The organism is Pseudomonas moorei, assembly GCF_008801475.1.
Classification (GTDB): Bacteria; Pseudomonadota; Gammaproteobacteria; order Pseudomonadales; family Pseudomonadaceae; genus Aquipseudomonas; species Aquipseudomonas moorei.
Genome location: NZ_VZPP01000011.1, coordinates 63,723 through 78,203, shown reverse-complemented (window position 1 = coordinate 78,203; position 14,481 = coordinate 63,723). Strand labels below are relative to the sequence as shown.

Genomic DNA, 14,481 nt, shown 5'->3' with positions numbered 1-14,481 from the left:
ACTTTGATACACACGCGCAGGTGGCGGATTTCCCAACGGTTTCTGGCTGCTTTTGGGTAAAGACAGGCGACTGTTATACTCGCGGCCATTTTCAAACCACGTGTGAGATTCAATGGAACGCTTTGTCGAAAATGCAATGTATGCATCCCGCTGGCTGCTGGCGCCGATCTACTTCGGTCTGTCCCTGGGACTGTTGGCGCTGGCACTGAAATTTTTCCAGGAAGTCTTCCACGTCATTCCCAACGTCTTTTCGATGGCCGAGTCGGACCTGATCCTGGTGCTGCTGTCGTTGATCGACATGGCGCTGGTGGGCGGTTTGCTGGTGATGGTGATGATTTCCGGTTACGAGAACTTCGTTTCCCAACTGGATATCGACGACCACAAGGAAAAGCTCAACTGGCTGGGCACCATGGATTCGTCTTCGTTGAAGATGAAAGTGGCCGCTTCCATCGTGGCCATTTCCTCCATCCACTTGCTGCGGATTTTCATGGACGCCAAGAACGTCGATCCCGAGCATTTGAAGTGGTACGTGATCATTCACATGACGTTTGTGGTGTCGGCCTTTGCCATGGGTTACCTGGACAAGCTGACCAAGCACTGACACCGGGCAAGCCGCAACGAATTTCGCCAAAACAGACGGGCGGCATCGTTTGTGGCTTGTACTTTGACGCGCCGAGGCATATCCCTGTAGAGGTCTTGGCTCGCCCCTGTGTGAGGTGCTTCATGAACCTGCAAGAGTTGAATGCCTATGCCGTCGCCGGGAAGGTCGATGAGCTGAACCTGATTTCGATGGAAGGTGGAATTTACTTGCTGGAAGCGCGCATGCATGGCGCGGCGTATCCGTTGAGCGATGCTCGCGGACAGATGTTTCACCTGCGTTCGGTCGAGCATGCCCGTGAAGTGCTGCACTCCTTTCCCGAGTTGCCGTTCAACCTTGTGCACACTTCGGTTCATGATGAAATGTGCGGGTTCAGTGCCAGCGCCGAGGAAAGTCTGAAGGTGCCGATCAGCTTCCGTTCCATAAAGCAGGGCTGACGTCCCTCATCAACTCCATGGCATCTGTGCTAGTCTGCTGGCCCTTTTGATTCCGGGCGCTCCGGGACGCGCTGTGCACGCACGGCAAGTTTCCGGGCCGTCCGCACAGCGGAGCAGTGTCATGTCCGAAGTAAATCTGTCCACCGACGAAACCCGCGTCAGCTACGGTATTGGCCGTCAGCTGGGCGACCAGCTGCGTGACAACCCGCCACCGGGCGTTAGCCTGGACGCGATCCTGGCCGGTCTGACCGACGCATTCGCCGGTAAGCCAAGCCGCGTGGGTCAGGAAGAGATGTCCGCCAGCTTCAAGGTTATCCGCGAAATCATGCAAGCCGAAGCGGCAGCCAAAGCCGAAGCGGCCGCTGGCGAAGGCCTGGCCTTCCTGGCCGAAAACGCCAAGCGTGACGGTATCACCACCCTGGCTTCCGGCCTGCAGTTCGAAGTTCTGACTGCTGGCGAAGGCGCCAAGCCATCCCGTGAAGACACCGTGCGTACCCACTACCACGGCACCCTGATCGACGGCACTGTGTTCGACAGCTCCTACGAGCGTGGCCAGCCTGCAGAATTCCCGGTTGGCGGCGTGATTGCTGGCTGGACCGAAGCCCTGCAACTGATGAATGCCGGCAGCAAATGGCGTCTGTACGTGCCAAGCGAACTGGCTTACGGCGCTCAAGGCGTTGGCAGCATTCCGCCGCACAGCGTTCTGGTGTTCGACGTCGAGCTGCTCGACGTTCTGTAATACCCGCTGATTACCTGTAGGAGCGAGCCTGCTCGCGATGGACGTCAACGATAATGCGGGCTGCCTGAATGCCCGCGTTGTCAGAACAACCATCGCGAACGAGCTCGCTCCTACAGTGTTTTACGTATTTCATACTTCGATTTTTGTGTGCGGTTCACTGGTCGGGCGCAAGGCTCGGGCATAGCAGAACAGAAACAGATTACGCACCAGCTCCTTCAGTACCAGCGGCTCGCTGCAACTCAGGCCATTGAAGTCCAGGTCGCCCTGATCCTGCAGTTCGCTCAAGGCCTCTTCTTCAAGCACCGCACAGACTTCCCCGGTTTCCCGATGCAGGATTCGAAGGTAAGGGTGTGGGCGATCCAGCCACGCATCGATTAAATAAGTCATGTCTCACCTCCATTGATTGGCTTGATGAGAATAATTCTTATTAATTAAATAGCAAGCGTCTATCGACGGATTGTGGTTTTTCCCGGGCAAAGAGTGCGCAAGTCAACACGGCTGGCGTCTGGCCATTGCCAGAGAGGGCGGGACGAGGGAGGGCGAAGCACCATCCCACGCTGGGCGCGGGATGGCATACAGCGGAATCAGACTTTTCTGACGAACTCGGATTTGAGTTTCATCGGGCCGATACCGTCGATCTTGCAGTCGATGTCGTGATCGCCATCGCACAGGCGGATGTTCTTGACCTTGGTGCCGACCTTGACCACCAGGGACGTGCCCTTGACCTTGAGGTCCTTGATCACGGTGATGGTGTCGCCGTCCTGCAGGACATTGCCGACCGAATCCTTTTTGACCGTGTCATCGGACGTGGCTTCGGCTTCACCGCTGGCGGACCATTCGTGGGCGCACTCGGGGCAAATCAGCTGGGCGCCGTCTTCGTAGGTGTATTCGGAATTGCATTTCGGGCAGGGTGGCAACGTGCTCACTAAGGCTCCTTTGGATTCAGGATCGCTAAAAAGCGCACATTGTATAGGGTTTTAGGCGGGAGAGGGCACAGCGCAGGAAAACCTGTGAGGAACAAACCTGTGGGAGCGAGCTTGCTCGCGATTCGGTACTTACATTCAACATTGTTGTTGTCTGAAAGGACGCTATCGCGAGCAAGCTCGCTCACAGTGTTTTGCAGTGGTGTCAGTGCGTGCGGGCGACCGCAAACTCACTCAGCTCGACCAGGGCATCGCGGTACTCGCTGGCAGGCAGCGCCTCGAGGCATTTGATCGCGCGGGCCACGTAATCGCGGGCCAGTTGCGCGGTGTATTCCAGGGAGCCCGAGGCTTCCACCGCTTCGCGGATGCTTTCCAGGTCTTCGATACCGCCTTTCTGGATCGCCTTGCGCACGAGTGCCGCCTGTTCCGGCGTGCCTTCGCGCATGGTGTAGATCAGGGGCAGGGTCGGCTTGCCTTCGGCCAGATCGTCACCGACGTTCTTGCCCAGGGCTTCTGCATCGCCCTTGTAGTCCAGCAGGTCGTCGACCAGCTGGAAGGCTACTCCCAGGTGATCGCCGAAGGTGCGCATGGCTTCGGCCTGCTCCGGCGTGGCTCCGCACAGGGCTGCGGCGCTGTGGGTCGAGGCCTCGAAGAGCATCGCGGTCTTGCCACGGATGACTTCCATGTAGATTTCTTCGGTGGTACTGGCGTCACGGACCTTGGACAGCTGCAGCACTTCGCCTTCGGCGATGATGCGGGTGGCTTGCGAGAGGATCTTCATCACTGGCATGGAGCCCAGCTCGACCATCATTTCGAAGGAGCGCGAATACAGGAAGTCGCCCACCAGCACGCTGGGAGCATTGCCCCACATGGCGTTGGCGGTCGAGCGGCCACGGCGCATGCCGGACATGTCGACCACGTCGTCGTGCAGCAGGGTCGCGGTGTGCAGGAATTCGATGGTGGCTGCCAGCAGGCGCAGGTCATCGCCTTCGCGACCCAGGGCCTTGCCGCACAGCAGCACTAATAAAGGACGAAGGCGTTTGCCGCCGGCCGAGGTGATGTAATCGCCGATTTTCGATACCAGCGGCACTCGGGAAGTCAGCTGCTTCTTGATGATGCCGTCGACGGCGCTAAAATCGTCCGCCACCGCGCGGTAAAAAGCTTGGGGTTGCATCAGCGACAGTTGCTCCAGAAGGGTTGCGCGGCATGCTAGGACCCACGTCGGCAGGTGTCAAGGCGCGATGGACGGCCTATTGCAAGGCGCTCGTGCCTTGCGTACAATCGCGCACCCTGAACTTCCTGGGCAGCACCTGCCTTACGCAATTGCAATCGGGCCTTCCAGCCCTATGCAGCCATGCCAGCCAATACCTCTTCTTATAAAGAGCTGGGTGAGCAGGATTATCGGAGAAATACCATGTCTTATGCAGTAATCGTTACTGGCGGCAAGCAGTACAAAGTCGCCCCAGGTGAATACCTGAAGATCGAAAAACTGGAAGTCGCTACCGGCGAATCCGTTACCTTTGATCGCGTTCTGTTGGTTGCCAACGGTGACGACGTGAATATCGGCGCTCCAGTTGTTGCTGGCGCTACCGTTGTGGCTGAAGTGATCTCCCAAGGTCGTCACGATAAAGTCCGCATCATCAAGTTCCGTCGCCGTAAGCACCACATGAAGCGTATGGGCCACCGCCAGTGGTACACCGAGATCAAAATCACCGGTATTCAGGCTTAATTACAGCCTAATTCCTCACTAGGAGAATTGAACTCATGGCACACAAAAAAGCTGGTGGTAGTACCCGTAACGGTCGCGACTCAGAAGCCAAACGCCTTGGCGTGAAGATGTATGGCGGCCAGGCTATCAAAGCAGGCAACATCATCGTGCGTCAGCGCGGCACCCAATTCCACGCTGGCTACGGCGTTGGCATGGGTAAAGATCACACTCTCTTCGCTAAAGTCGAAGGCGTGATCAAGTTCGAAGTAAAAGGCGCCTTCGGTCGTCGTTACGTGAGCGTAGTCGCAGCTTAATTGCGCGATCGCTGGAAAAGCCCTGTCTCGCGACGGGGCTTTTTCGTTTGTGGGGTGAGTCTCTTGCAAAACTGTTTGTATGGGCTGCCGGCGCTGGTTTGTGCGGTCGTTGATTGAGGTCGCTGCGCTCATTTTTGCAAGAGTCTTATGTCTTAGTGTTTTTCGGCTCGTCCGTATGGCGAGAGGCGTTGTGTTATGAAGTTTGTTGATGAAGTATCGATTCGAGTAAAGGCCGGCGACGGCGGTAACGGTTGCATGAGTTTCCGGCGCGAAAAATTCATCGAAAACGGTGGTCCGAACGGTGGTGATGGTGGTGATGGCGGCTCGGTCTACATGATCGCCGACGAAAACCTCAATACCCTGGTGGATTACCGTTATACCCGGCACTTCGATGCCGAGCGTGGCTCCAACGGCGGCAGCACTGATTGCACCGGCAAGAAGGGTGAGGATCTGGTTCTGCGCGTACCGGTCGGCACCACCGTGATCGATTCCGCAACCCAGGAAGTGATTGGCGACCTGACCAAGGCTGGTCAGAAGCTGCTGGTGGCCCATGGCGGCTGGCACGGTCTGGGTAACACTCGCTTCAAGTCCAGTACCAACCGTGCGCCACGCCAGACGACGCCTGGCAAGCCGGGCGAGCAGCGTGATCTCAAGCTGGAAATGAAAGTGCTGGCGGACGTGGGGCTGCTGGGCTTGCCAAACGCAGGCAAAAGTACCTTTATCCGTTCGGTCTCGGCGGCCAAGCCGAAAGTTGCCGACTACCCGTTCACCACGCTGGTGCCAAACCTCGGTGTGGTCAGTGTTGACCGCTGGAAGAGCTTCGTGGTCGCGGACATTCCGGGTCTGATCGAAGGTGCTTCCGATGGTGCTGGTCTGGGGATTCGCTTCCTCAAGCACTTGTCGCGTACCCGTTTGTTGCTGCACCTCGTCGATATGGCGCCGCTGGATGACACCAGTGCTCCAGACGCCGCTGAAGTCATCGTCAACGAGCTGACCAAGTTCAGCCCGTCCCTGGCAGAGCGTGATCGTTGGTTGATCCTGAACAAGTGCGACCAGATTCTTGAAGAAGAGCATGATGCGCGCGTCAAAGAAATCGTTGATCGCCTGGAGTGGGCCGGTCCGGTCTATGTGATCTCGGCCATCGCCAAGCAAAACACCGAGCGCTTGTGCCACGACATCATGCGTTATCTGGAGGATCGTGCTGATCGTCTGGCTAACGATCCGGCCTACAAGGAAGAGTTGGCCGACCTCGATCAGCGCATCGAAGATGAGGCGCGTGCCCAGTTGCAAGCGCTGGACGATCAGCGTGCCCTGCGTCGCAGCGGCGTGAAGTCGGTCCACGACATCGGCGACGATGATTGGGACGAAGAAGACGTGGATGACGAAGACGGTCCGGAAATCATTTACGTGCGTGACTGATCCGTTGCGATAAACTTAAGCGCCGCTCAATTGAGCGGCGTTTTGGTATCTGGAAATCAGTGGGTCGCGAATAGCCACGAATAACGTCATGGGCAGTGCCAGGTCGCGCTGCCCTCAAGCTAAGGTTGAAGATGATGCGGAGCAAGGTGACAGGTGCGCGGCGTTGGGTCGTGAAGATCGGCAGCGCTTTGCTGACGGCGGACGGCAAGGGCCTGGATCGCGCGGCAATGGGTGTCTGGGTTGAGCAGATGGTGGCCTTGCATGAGGCTGGAGTCGAGCTGGTGCTGGTGTCCTCCGGGGCCGTGGCGGCCGGCATGAGCCGTCTGGGCTGGACGGCGCGACCCAGTGCAATGCACGAGCTACAGGCCGCCGCTGCAATCGGCCAGATGGGCCTGGTGCAGGCCTGGGAATCGAGCTTCGCCGAGCATGGCCGGCACACTGCGCAGATTCTCCTGACCCACGACGACCTGTCCGACCGCAAGCGCTACCTGAATGCCCGCAGTACCTTGCGTGCGCTGGTGGAGCTGAAGGTTATTCCGGTGATCAACGAGAACGACACCGTGGTGACCGACGAAATCCGTTTCGGTGACAACGATACGTTGGCGGCGCTGGTGGCCAACCTGGTCGAGGCGGATCTGCTGGTGATCCTGACCGATCGCGATGGCATGTTTGACGCCGACCCGCGCAACAATCCCGATGCCCAGTTGATTTACGAAGCGCGTGCCGATGATCCGGCGCTCGATGCAGTGGCGGGTGGTACCGGTGGTGCGCTGGGGCGCGGCGGCATGCAGACCAAATTGCGCGCGGCGCGTCTGGCGGCGCGTTCCGGTGCCCATACGATCATCGTTGGCGGGCGCCTTGAGCGCGTGCTGGATCGCCTGAAGGCGGGTGAGCGCATCGGTACCTTGCTCTCGCCTGAGCGCGGCATGCTGGCGGCGCGCAAGCAGTGGCTGGCCGGGCATCTGCAGACCCGTGGCACATTGGTGTTGGATGAAGGGGCGGTGACGGCTCTGTCCCAGGGCAACAAGAGCTTGCTGCCAGTCGGGGTCAAGCTGGTTCAGGGTAGCTTCCGTCGCGGCGAGATGGTGGTGTGCGTGGCGCCGGACGGTCGTGAAATCGCCCGTGGCCTAGCCAACTACAGTGCGCTGGAAGCACAAAAAATCATCGGTCAGTCGTCCGAGGCGATTGTCGGTCTATTGGGTTACATGGCGGAGCCGGAGCTGGTTCACCGCGATAACCTGATTCTGGTCTGAAGGAATACCTGAATGCGCGTGGCAAAAGGATTGTTGGGATTGTTGTTGGCGATGCCGTTATTGGCTTCGGCCGAGGAAATCGGTCAGGTGTCGACGGTGTTCAAGTTCGTAGGGCCCAATGACCGGATTGTGGTCGAGGCATTTGATGATCCCAAGGTCGATGGTGTGACCTGCTACTTGTCCCGTGCCAAGACTGGCGGTGTGAAAGGCGGCCTTGGATTGGCCGAGGATCGCGCCGAGGCTTCGATTGCGTGTCGGCAGGTCGGGCCGATCAGCTTCAAAGGTGAGTTGAAGGATGGCGATGAAGTCTTCAAGGAGCGCACTTCGCTGGTCTTCAAGACCATGCAGGTGGTGCGTTTTCTCGACAAGAAGCGCAATACGCTGGTGTATCTGGTGTACAGCGACCGCTTGATCGAGGGTAGTCCGCAGAATGCCGTCACAGCGATTCCGATTCTTCCTTGGACGCACGCCCGGTAATTCCACGCAAATCAAACTGTGGGGGCGGGCAAGCCCGCTCCCGCATTTTTTAAAGCGTCGAATTCATCAAATCGCAAACAATAAAAAACCGACCCTGAGGTCGGTTTTTTAATGAGCGTGTCGCTTAGGCAGCAGCGGCAACGTTCAGGGCCTTGACGTGGCCATTCAGGCGGCTCTTATGACGAGCAGCCTTGTTCTTGTGGATGATGCCTTTATCGGCCATGCGGTCGATAACTGGCACAGCCAGAACGTAAGCAGCTTGTGCCTTAGCAGCGTCTTTTGCGTCGATGGCCTTAACTACATTCTTGATGTAGGTACGAACCATGGAACGCAGGCTGGCGTTGTGGCTGCGACGCTTCTCAGCCTGTTTTGCACGTTTTTTGGCGGAAGGTGAGTTGGCCACCGTCGAGCTCCTCGAAAGACTTTTTAGGAAATAGCAAACAAAATAGGCCGCGAATCATGCCGATGAAGAGAAGTCTTGTCAAGGGCGCTTGAAACGTTCCGCTAAGTGGTAGGTATGAAGTGGCGGGATATTTATTTCCGGCGCTTGACCTGTAAACTCGCGAGCTTTGGCTCTGTGCTGTTGCGGCGCGGAGTATCGCATAAGTAGGCGCGTAGTTCGCCTGCTGTTTATCGACAGGCACAAACTCTTTCAATGAATCTGCTCAAATCGTTGGCCGCCGTCAGCTCTATCACGATGCTTTCCCGGATCCTGGGCTTCGTTCGTGACACCCTCATTGCGCGTATTTTTGGCGCGGGAATGGCGACCGACGCCTTCTTCATTGCCTTCAAATTGCCCAATCTGTTGCGGCGTATCTTCGCGGAGGGCGCGTTCTCCCAGGCTTTTGTGCCGATTCTTGCCGAATATAAAAGCCAGAAGGGCGAGGAGGCGACGCGAACGTTCATTGCTTACGTCTCGGGTCTGCTGACGCTGGTGCTGGCCCTGGTGACCGCGTTGGGGATGATTGCCGCGCCGTGGGTCATCTGGGTGACTGCGCCGGGTTTTACCAATACGCCAGAAAAATTCGAGCTGACTTCCAGTCTGCTGCGGGTGACCTTTCCCTATATTTTGCTGATTTCCCTGTCCTCGCTGGCGGGCGCGATCCTCAACACCTGGAACCGCTTTTCGGTGCCGGCCTTTGTACCGACCCTGCTGAACGTCAGCATGATCATCTTTGCGGTGTTCCTGACGCCGTACTTCGATCCGCCGGTGATGGCGCTCGGCTGGGCGGTACTGGCCGGGGGGCTGGCGCAGTTGCTGTATCAACTGCCGCACCTGAAAAAAATCGGAATGCTGGTGCTGCCGCGCCTGAATCTGCGTGATACCGGCGTCTGGCGAGTCATGAAACAGATGCTGCCGGCGATTCTCGGGGTGTCCGTGAGTCAGATCTCGCTGATCATCAACACCATTTTTGCTTCGTTCCTGGTCGCCGGTTCCGTGTCCTGGATGTACTACGCCGACCGTTTGATGGAGTTGCCCTCCGGTGTGCTGGGCGTTGCATTGGGTACAATTCTGCTGCCGACCCTGGCCAAGACCTACGCCAACAAGGATCGCCATGAATATTCGCGAATCCTCGACTGGGGCCTGCGCCTGTGCTTCGTGTTGGTGCTGCCTTGCTCCCTGGCGTTGGGGATTCTGGCCGAGCCATTGACGGTTTCGCTGTTCCAGTACGGTCAATTCAATGCGATTGATGCTGCCATGACCCAGCGCGCGCTGATCGCCTATTCGGTCGGGTTGCTCGGCATTATTGTGATTAAAGTGCTGGCGCCGGGCTTTTATGCGCAACAGAACATCCGCACGCCGGTAAAGATCGCAATTTTTACCCTGATCGTCACTCAGCTGTTCAACCTCATGCTGATCGGTCCGTTGGCTCACGCTGGTCTCGCGCTAGCGATCAGCGCCGGTGCCTGTATCAATGCCGGGCTGTTGTTCTATCAACTGCGCAAGCAGCAGATGTACCAGCCACAACCGGGCTGGGCCAAGTTCGGCCTGAAGCTGGTGATCGCGGTGGCGGTGATGTCAGGGGTGCTGTTGGGGGCGATGCACTTCATGCCCGCCTGGGATCAAGGGCATATGCTCGAACGGTTTCTGCGCCTGGGGGCATTGGTGGTCGCTGGTGTGGTGGCGTATTTCGGCATGTTAGTGTTGATGGGTTTCCGCTTGCGCGACTTCAATCGCAAGGCATTGAGCTGAGGCCTGGGCCTCGGTAAACATGGGCGGGCCGACGTTTTTGTCGGCTTGATCACTTTGGGATACGGTGTTGCCTGTCGTCGGCCGCCGGGTGTGGTTATAATCGACCACTTTATGAGCAAGAAGCGCGTTATGCAGCTGGTTCGAGGCCTCCACAATCTGCGCCCCCAGCATCGGGGCTGTGTCGCCACTATAGGCAACTTTGACGGTGTACATCGTGGTCACCAGGCTATCCTGGCGCGACTGCGTGAGCGTGCGCTGGAGTTGGGCGTGCCCAGCTGCGTGGTGATTTTCGAGCCGCAGCCGCGCGAGTTTTTCGCGCCGGATACGGCGCCGGCCCGTCTGGCCCGTCTGCGCGACAAACTGCAACTGCTCGCTGCCGAAGGCGTTGACCGGGTCTTGTGTCTCGCCTTCAACCAGCGTCTGAGCAAGCTCAGCGCCAGCGAGTTCGTCGATACCATTCTGGTGGATGGCCTGGGCGTGCAGCATCTTGAAGTCGGCGACGACTTCCGTTTCGGCTGTGACCGGGTAGGCGACTTCGATTTCCTGCAACAGGCCGGCGTCGCGCAGGGCTTTACCGTCGAAGCGGCGCAGACTGTCGAGCTTGACGGTATCCGCGTCAGCAGCACACAGGTGCGTAATGCGCTGGCTGCTGCTGATTTTGCCCTTGCCGAACGTCTGCTCGGTCGCCCGTACCGGATTGCCGGTCGCGTGCTGCATGGCCAGAAACTGGCGCGTCAGTTGGGTACGCCAACGGCCAACATTCAACTCAAGCGCCGTCGCGTGCCGTTTACCGGGGTCTACCTGGTCAGCGTCGACCTCGACGGCAAGACCTGGCCCGGCGTCGCCAACATCGGCGTTCGACCTACGGTCCAGGGAGATGGCAAAGCCCACCTCGAAGTACATCTTTTAGATTTTGCCGGCGATCTGTATGACCGGCGTATGACGGTGGTTTTCCACCAAAAGCTGCGTGAAGAGCAGCGTTTCGCCTCTCTGGAGGCGCTTAAGACGGCGATCAATGCGGATGTCGCCGCCGCCCGTGCCCTGTCGCACCTAGCGCCAATCGCTAATGAAGAGCCTTAAATGACCGACTATAAAGCCACGCTAAACCTTCCGGACACCGCCTTCCCAATGAAGGCCGGCCTGCCACAGCGCGAACCGCAGATTCTGCAGCGCTGGGACAGTATTGGCCTGTACGGAAAGTTGCGCGAGATTGGCAAGGATCGTCCGAAGTTCGTACTGCACGACGGTCCTCCGTACGCCAACGGCACGATTCACATCGGTCATGCGCTGAACAAGATTCTCAAGGACATGATCATCCGTTCGAAGACCCTGTCGGGCTTCGACGCGCCTTATGTTCCGGGCTGGGACTGCCACGGTCTGCCGATCGAGCACAAAGTCGAAGTGACCCACGGCAAGAACCTGGGCGCGGACAAGACCCGCGAACTCTGCCGTGCCTACGCCACTGAGCAGATCGAAGGCCAGAAATCCGAATTCATCCGTCTGGGCGTGTTGGGCGATTTCGCCAACCCGTACAAGACCATGGACTTCAAGAACGAGGCCGGTGAGATCCGCGCCCTGGCTGAAATCGTCAAGGGTGGTTTCGTGTTCAAGGGCCTCAAGCCCGTGAACTGGTGCTTCGATTGCGGCTCGGCCCTGGCCGAAGCGGAAGTCGAGTACGAGAACAAGAAGTCCTCGACCATCGACGTGGCCTTCCCGATTGCCGATGAAGCCAAGCTGGCTGCCGCGTTCGGTCTGTCATCGCTGGCCAAACCGGCTTCGATCGTGATCTGGACCACCACCCCGTGGACCATTCCGGCCAACCAGGCGCTGAACGTTCACCCGGAATTCAACTACGCCCTGGTCGACGTCGGCGACAAACTGCTGGTGCTGGCTGAAGAGCTGGTCGAGTCGTGCCTGGCGCGCTACTCGCTGGAAGGCTCGGTGATTGCCACCGCCACCGGTTCCGCCCTTGAGCTGATCAACTTCCGTCACCCGTTCTACGACCGCCTGTCGCCGGTTTATCTGGCCGAGTACGTGGAATTGGGCGCCGGCACCGGCGTGGTTCACTCCGCACCGGCCTACGGCGTCGACGACTTCGTGACCTGCAAGAAATACGGCATGGTCAACGACGACATCCTCAACCCGGTACAAAGCAACGGCGTCTACGCGACTTCGCTGGAGTTCTTCGGCGGCCAGTTCATCTGGAAGGCCAACCCGGCCATCGTCGACAAGCTGACCGAAGTCGGTGCGCTGCTGCACACCACTGTTATCGAACACAGCTACATGCACTGCTGGCGCCACAAGACTCCGCTGATCTACCGCGCCACCGCGCAGTGGTTCATCGGCATGGACAAGCAGCCGGCCACCGGCGATACCCTGCGCCAGCGCTCGCTCAAAGCCATTGAAGACACCAAGTTCGTTCCGGCCTGGGGTCAGGCGCGCCTGCACTCGATGATCGCCAACCGTCCGGACTGGTGTATCTCCCGTCAGCGCAACTGGGGCGTGCCGATCCCGTTCTTCCTGAACAAGGAAAGCGGTGAGCTGCACCCACGTACCGTCGAACTGATGGAAGAAGTCGCCAAACGCGTCGAAGTCGAAGGCATCGAGGCCTGGTTCAAGCTGGACGCCGCCGAGTTGCTCGGTGACGAAGCGCCGCAGTACGACAAGATCAGCGACACCCTGGACGTCTGGTTCGACTCGGGCACCACCCATTGGCACGTCCTGCGCGGTTCGCACCCGATGGGCCATGAAAACGGTCCACGTGCCGACCTTTACCTGGAAGGTTCGGACCAGCACCGCGGCTGGTTCCACTCGTCGTTGCTGACCGGTTGCGCCATCGATAACCACGCGCCGTACCGCGAGCTGCTGACCCACGGTTTCACCGTCGACGAGTCCGGTCGCAAAATGTCCAAGTCCCTGGGCAACGTGATCGCACCGCAGAAAGTCAATGACACCTTGGGTGCCGACATCATGCGCCTGTGGGTCGCGTCCACCGATTACTCGGGCGAAATGGCGGTTTCCGAGCAGATCCTGCAGCGCAGTGCGGACGCCTACCGGCGTATTCGTAACACCGCGCGTTTCCTGCTCTCGAACCTGACCGGCTTCAACCCGGCCACCGACCTGCTGCCAGCCGAAGAACTGCTGGCACTGGACCGTTGGGCCGTGGATCGCACCTTGCTGCTGCAGCGTGAGTTGCAAGAGCATTACGGCGAATACCGCTTCTGGAACGTCTACTCCAAGATCCACAACTTCTGCGTGCAGGAGCTGGGCGGTTTCTACCTGGACATCATCAAGGACCGCCAGTACACCACAGGCGCCGACAGCAAGGCCCGTCGTTCGTGCCAGACCGCGCTGTTCCACATCTCTGAAGCGCTGGTGCGCTGGATCGCGCCGATCCTGGCGTTCACCGCTGACGAACTGTGGCAATACCTGCCGGGCGAGCGTAACGAATCGGTGATGCTCAATACCTGGTACGAAGGCCTGAGCGAACTGCCGGAAGGTTTCGAGCTCGGTCGCGCCTACTGGGATCGCATCATGGAAGTGAAGGTTGCGGTCAACAAAGAGATGGAAATCCAGCGTGCGGCGAAAGCCGTTGGTGGCAACCTGCAGGCCGAAGTGACGCTGTTCGCCGAAGACGCACTAAGCGCTGACCTGGCCAAATTGAGCAATGAACTGCGTTTCGTGCTGATCACCTCCACCGCCAGCGTCGCACCATTCGTGCAGGCTCCGGCCGATGCCGTGGTCACCGAAGTGAGCGGCTTGAAGTTGAAAATCGTCAAGTCGGCCTTCGCCAAGTGCGCCCGTTGCTGGCACTGCCGTGAAGACGTCGGCGTGAATCCGGAGCATTCGGAGATCTGCGGTCGTTGCGTCGACAACATCAGCGGCGCTGGCGAGGTTCGCCACTATGCCTAATGCCGTTGGCCGTTTCGGACGGCTGAGCTGGCTCTGGTTGAGTTTGCTGGTCCTGGTCATCGACCAGGCCAGCAAGTTCTACTTTGAAGGCAAGCTTGCAATGTACCAGCAAATCGTGGTGATCCCCGATTACTTCAGCTGGACCTTGGCCTACAACACTGGCGCGGCGTTCAGCTTCCTGGCTGACAGCTCCGGTTGGCAGCGCTGGCTGTTTGCATTGATCGCTGTGGTAGTCAGTGCGGTGCTGGTGGTCTGGCTCAAACGCCTGGGACGTAACGAAACCTGGCTGGCAATCGCCCTGGCGCTGGTGCTCGGTGGTGCGTTGGGCAATCTGTATGACCGCATTGCCCTGGGGCATGTGATCGATTTCATCCTGGTGCATTGGCAGAACCGCTGGTATTTCCCGGCGTTCAACTTTGCCGACAGTGCAATTACCGTCGGTGCCGTGATGCTGGCACTGGATATGTTCAAAAGTAAGAAAACCGGAGAAGCCGTTCATGACTGAAC

17 protein-coding genes are annotated in these 14,481 nt (G+C 58.6%); 12 read left to right on the top strand and 5 right to left on the bottom strand.

What is annotated here, in order from left to right; all coding sequences use genetic code 11:
* Window positions 1-112 precede the first annotated feature (112 nt).
* The 3 genes from F7R06_RS21370 (at window position 113) to bamJ (ending at window position 1,774) form a co-directional block, all read left to right on the top strand.
* Entirely contained in the window at window positions 113-601 is a 489-nt protein-coding gene (locus F7R06_RS21370; RefSeq protein WP_090325297.1) for a TIGR00645 family protein, read from the top strand.
* 122 nt (window positions 602-723) lie between these two features.
* Window positions 724-1,035, top strand: a complete 312-nt coding sequence (locus F7R06_RS21365; protein WP_090325295.1) for a DUF6482 family protein — start codon at window positions 724-726, stop codon at window positions 1,033-1,035.
* 121 nt (window positions 1,036-1,156) lie between these two features.
* On the top strand, window positions 1,157-1,774 hold the full coding sequence (bamJ, locus tag F7R06_RS21360; protein ID WP_090325294.1) for a BamJ family beta-barrel-assembly machinery protein: 618 nt from the start codon (window positions 1,157-1,159) through the stop codon (window positions 1,772-1,774).
* A gap of 129 nt (window positions 1,775-1,903) precedes the next feature.
* On the opposite strand, the gene F7R06_RS21355 is transcribed toward bamJ, so the two are convergent.
* The 3 genes from F7R06_RS21355 to F7R06_RS21340 form a co-directional block, all read right to left on the bottom strand.
* A complete protein-coding gene (locus F7R06_RS21355; RefSeq protein ID WP_090325293.1) occupies window positions 1,904-2,161 on the bottom strand; it encodes a PA4570 family protein in 258 nt (85 codons plus the stop codon).
* Window positions 2,162-2,358: 197 nt separating this feature from the next.
* Window positions 2,359-2,700 (bottom strand): zinc ribbon domain-containing protein YjdM, encoded by a 342-nt coding sequence (locus F7R06_RS21350; RefSeq protein ID WP_090325292.1) that lies wholly within the window; start codon window positions 2,698-2,700, stop codon window positions 2,359-2,361.
* A 202-nt stretch (window positions 2,701-2,902) separates the two neighbouring features.
* Window positions 2,903-3,871 (bottom strand): polyprenyl synthetase family protein, encoded by a 969-nt coding sequence (locus tag F7R06_RS21340; protein ID WP_090325291.1) that lies wholly within the window; start codon window positions 3,869-3,871, stop codon window positions 2,903-2,905.
* Between the two features lie 240 nt (window positions 3,872-4,111).
* On the opposite strand from F7R06_RS21340, the gene rplU reads away from it, so the two are divergent.
* The 5 genes from rplU (at window position 4,112) to F7R06_RS21315 (ending at window position 7,868) form a co-directional block, all read left to right on the top strand.
* Window positions 4,112-4,426: a 50S ribosomal protein L21 gene (rplU, locus tag F7R06_RS21335; protein WP_007950961.1), complete on the top strand. Its 315-nt coding sequence runs from the start codon at window positions 4,112-4,114 to the stop codon at window positions 4,424-4,426.
* Window positions 4,427-4,461: 35 nt separating this feature from the next.
* A complete protein-coding gene (gene rpmA, locus F7R06_RS21330; RefSeq protein WP_003281574.1) occupies window positions 4,462-4,719 on the top strand; it encodes a 50S ribosomal protein L27 in 258 nt (85 codons plus the stop codon).
* 195 nt (window positions 4,720-4,914) lie between these two features.
* The gene (gene cgtA / locus F7R06_RS21325) at window positions 4,915-6,138 is read left to right on the top strand and encodes an Obg family GTPase CgtA (protein ID WP_090325290.1); all 1,224 of its coding nucleotides are present in this window, start codon (window positions 4,915-4,917) and stop codon (window positions 6,136-6,138) included.
* Between the two features lie 134 nt (window positions 6,139-6,272).
* A complete protein-coding gene (proB, locus tag F7R06_RS21320) occupies window positions 6,273-7,391 on the top strand; it encodes a glutamate 5-kinase (RefSeq protein ID WP_090325289.1) in 1,119 nt (372 codons plus the stop codon).
* Window positions 7,392-7,403: 12 nt separating this feature from the next.
* Window positions 7,404-7,868 carry a CreA family protein gene (locus tag F7R06_RS21315; protein WP_090325287.1) on the top strand — a complete coding sequence of 155 codons (465 nt, stop codon included), beginning with the start codon at window positions 7,404-7,406 and terminating at the stop codon, window positions 7,866-7,868.
* Between the two features lie 124 nt (window positions 7,869-7,992).
* Here F7R06_RS21315 and rpsT read toward each other — a convergent pair whose 3' ends face one another.
* Window positions 7,993-8,271, bottom strand: coding sequence for a 30S ribosomal protein S20 (gene rpsT, locus F7R06_RS21310; RefSeq protein WP_007970922.1), 279 nt, complete (start codon window positions 8,269-8,271; stop codon window positions 7,993-7,995).
* A gap of 252 nt (window positions 8,272-8,523) precedes the next feature.
* Between rpsT and murJ the strand changes: the two genes are divergently transcribed.
* A complete protein-coding gene (gene murJ, locus F7R06_RS21300) occupies window positions 8,524-10,062 on the top strand; it encodes a murein biosynthesis integral membrane protein MurJ (RefSeq protein WP_090325285.1) in 1,539 nt (512 codons plus the stop codon).
* Here murJ and F7R06_RS30795 read toward each other — a convergent pair.
* Window positions 10,009-10,275, bottom strand: a complete 267-nt coding sequence (locus F7R06_RS30795) for a hypothetical protein (protein ID WP_162493932.1) — start codon at window positions 10,273-10,275, stop codon at window positions 10,009-10,011. The two genes, murJ and F7R06_RS30795, sit on opposite strands and share 54 nt — an antisense overlap.
* Between F7R06_RS30795 and ribF the strand changes: the two genes are divergently transcribed.
* From ribF to lspA, 3 genes are read left to right on the top strand one after another with little or no spacing between them, the layout of a single operon-like run.
* Window positions 10,192-11,142: a bifunctional riboflavin kinase/FAD synthetase gene (ribF, locus tag F7R06_RS21295; protein ID WP_162493941.1), complete on the top strand. Its 951-nt coding sequence runs from the start codon at window positions 10,192-10,194 to the stop codon at window positions 11,140-11,142. The genes F7R06_RS30795 and ribF overlap by 84 nt on opposite strands.
* Window positions 11,143-13,974, top strand: a complete 2,832-nt coding sequence (gene ileS, locus F7R06_RS21290) for an isoleucine--tRNA ligase (RefSeq protein WP_090325281.1) — start codon at window positions 11,143-11,145, stop codon at window positions 13,972-13,974. It abuts the gene before it with no gap.
* Complete coding sequence (lspA, locus tag F7R06_RS21285; RefSeq protein WP_090325278.1) at window positions 13,967-14,479, top strand: signal peptidase II; 513 nt, start codon at window positions 13,967-13,969, stop codon at window positions 14,477-14,479. The genes ileS and lspA overlap by 8 nt, the downstream gene beginning before the upstream one ends.
* The last annotated feature ends 2 nt before the right edge of the window (window positions 14,480-14,481 follow it).

Coding starts and splice junctions, on each gene's coding strand:
- rplU (WP_007950961.1), top strand. CDS start 4,112: ATGTCTTATGCAGTAATCGTTACTGGCGGCAAGCAGTACAAAGTCGCC.
- F7R06_RS21340 (WP_090325291.1), bottom strand. CDS start 3,871: ATGCAACCCCAAGCTTTTTACCGCGCGGTGGCGGACGATTTTAGCGCC.
- F7R06_RS21365 (WP_090325295.1), top strand. CDS start 724: ATGAACCTGCAAGAGTTGAATGCCTATGCCGTCGCCGGGAAGGTCGAT.
- F7R06_RS21370 (WP_090325297.1), top strand. CDS start 113: ATGGAACGCTTTGTCGAAAATGCAATGTATGCATCCCGCTGGCTGCTG.
- F7R06_RS30795 (WP_162493932.1), bottom strand. CDS start 10,275: ATGTACACCGTCAAAGTTGCCTATAGTGGCGACACAGCCCCGATGCTG.
- murJ (WP_090325285.1), top strand. CDS start 8,524: ATGAATCTGCTCAAATCGTTGGCCGCCGTCAGCTCTATCACGATGCTT.
- proB (WP_090325289.1), top strand. CDS start 6,273: ATGCGGAGCAAGGTGACAGGTGCGCGGCGTTGGGTCGTGAAGATCGGC.
- ribF (WP_162493941.1), top strand. CDS start 10,192: ATGCAGCTGGTTCGAGGCCTCCACAATCTGCGCCCCCAGCATCGGGGC.
- F7R06_RS21355 (WP_090325293.1), bottom strand. CDS start 2,161: ATGACTTATTTAATCGATGCGTGGCTGGATCGCCCACACCCTTACCTT.
- cgtA (WP_090325290.1), top strand. CDS start 4,915: ATGAAGTTTGTTGATGAAGTATCGATTCGAGTAAAGGCCGGCGACGGC.
- ileS (WP_090325281.1), top strand. CDS start 11,143: ATGACCGACTATAAAGCCACGCTAAACCTTCCGGACACCGCCTTCCCA.
- rpmA (WP_003281574.1), top strand. CDS start 4,462: ATGGCACACAAAAAAGCTGGTGGTAGTACCCGTAACGGTCGCGACTCA.
- bamJ (WP_090325294.1), top strand. CDS start 1,157: ATGTCCGAAGTAAATCTGTCCACCGACGAAACCCGCGTCAGCTACGGT.
- F7R06_RS21315 (WP_090325287.1), top strand. CDS start 7,404: ATGCGCGTGGCAAAAGGATTGTTGGGATTGTTGTTGGCGATGCCGTTA.
- lspA (WP_090325278.1), top strand. CDS start 13,967: ATGCCTAATGCCGTTGGCCGTTTCGGACGGCTGAGCTGGCTCTGGTTG.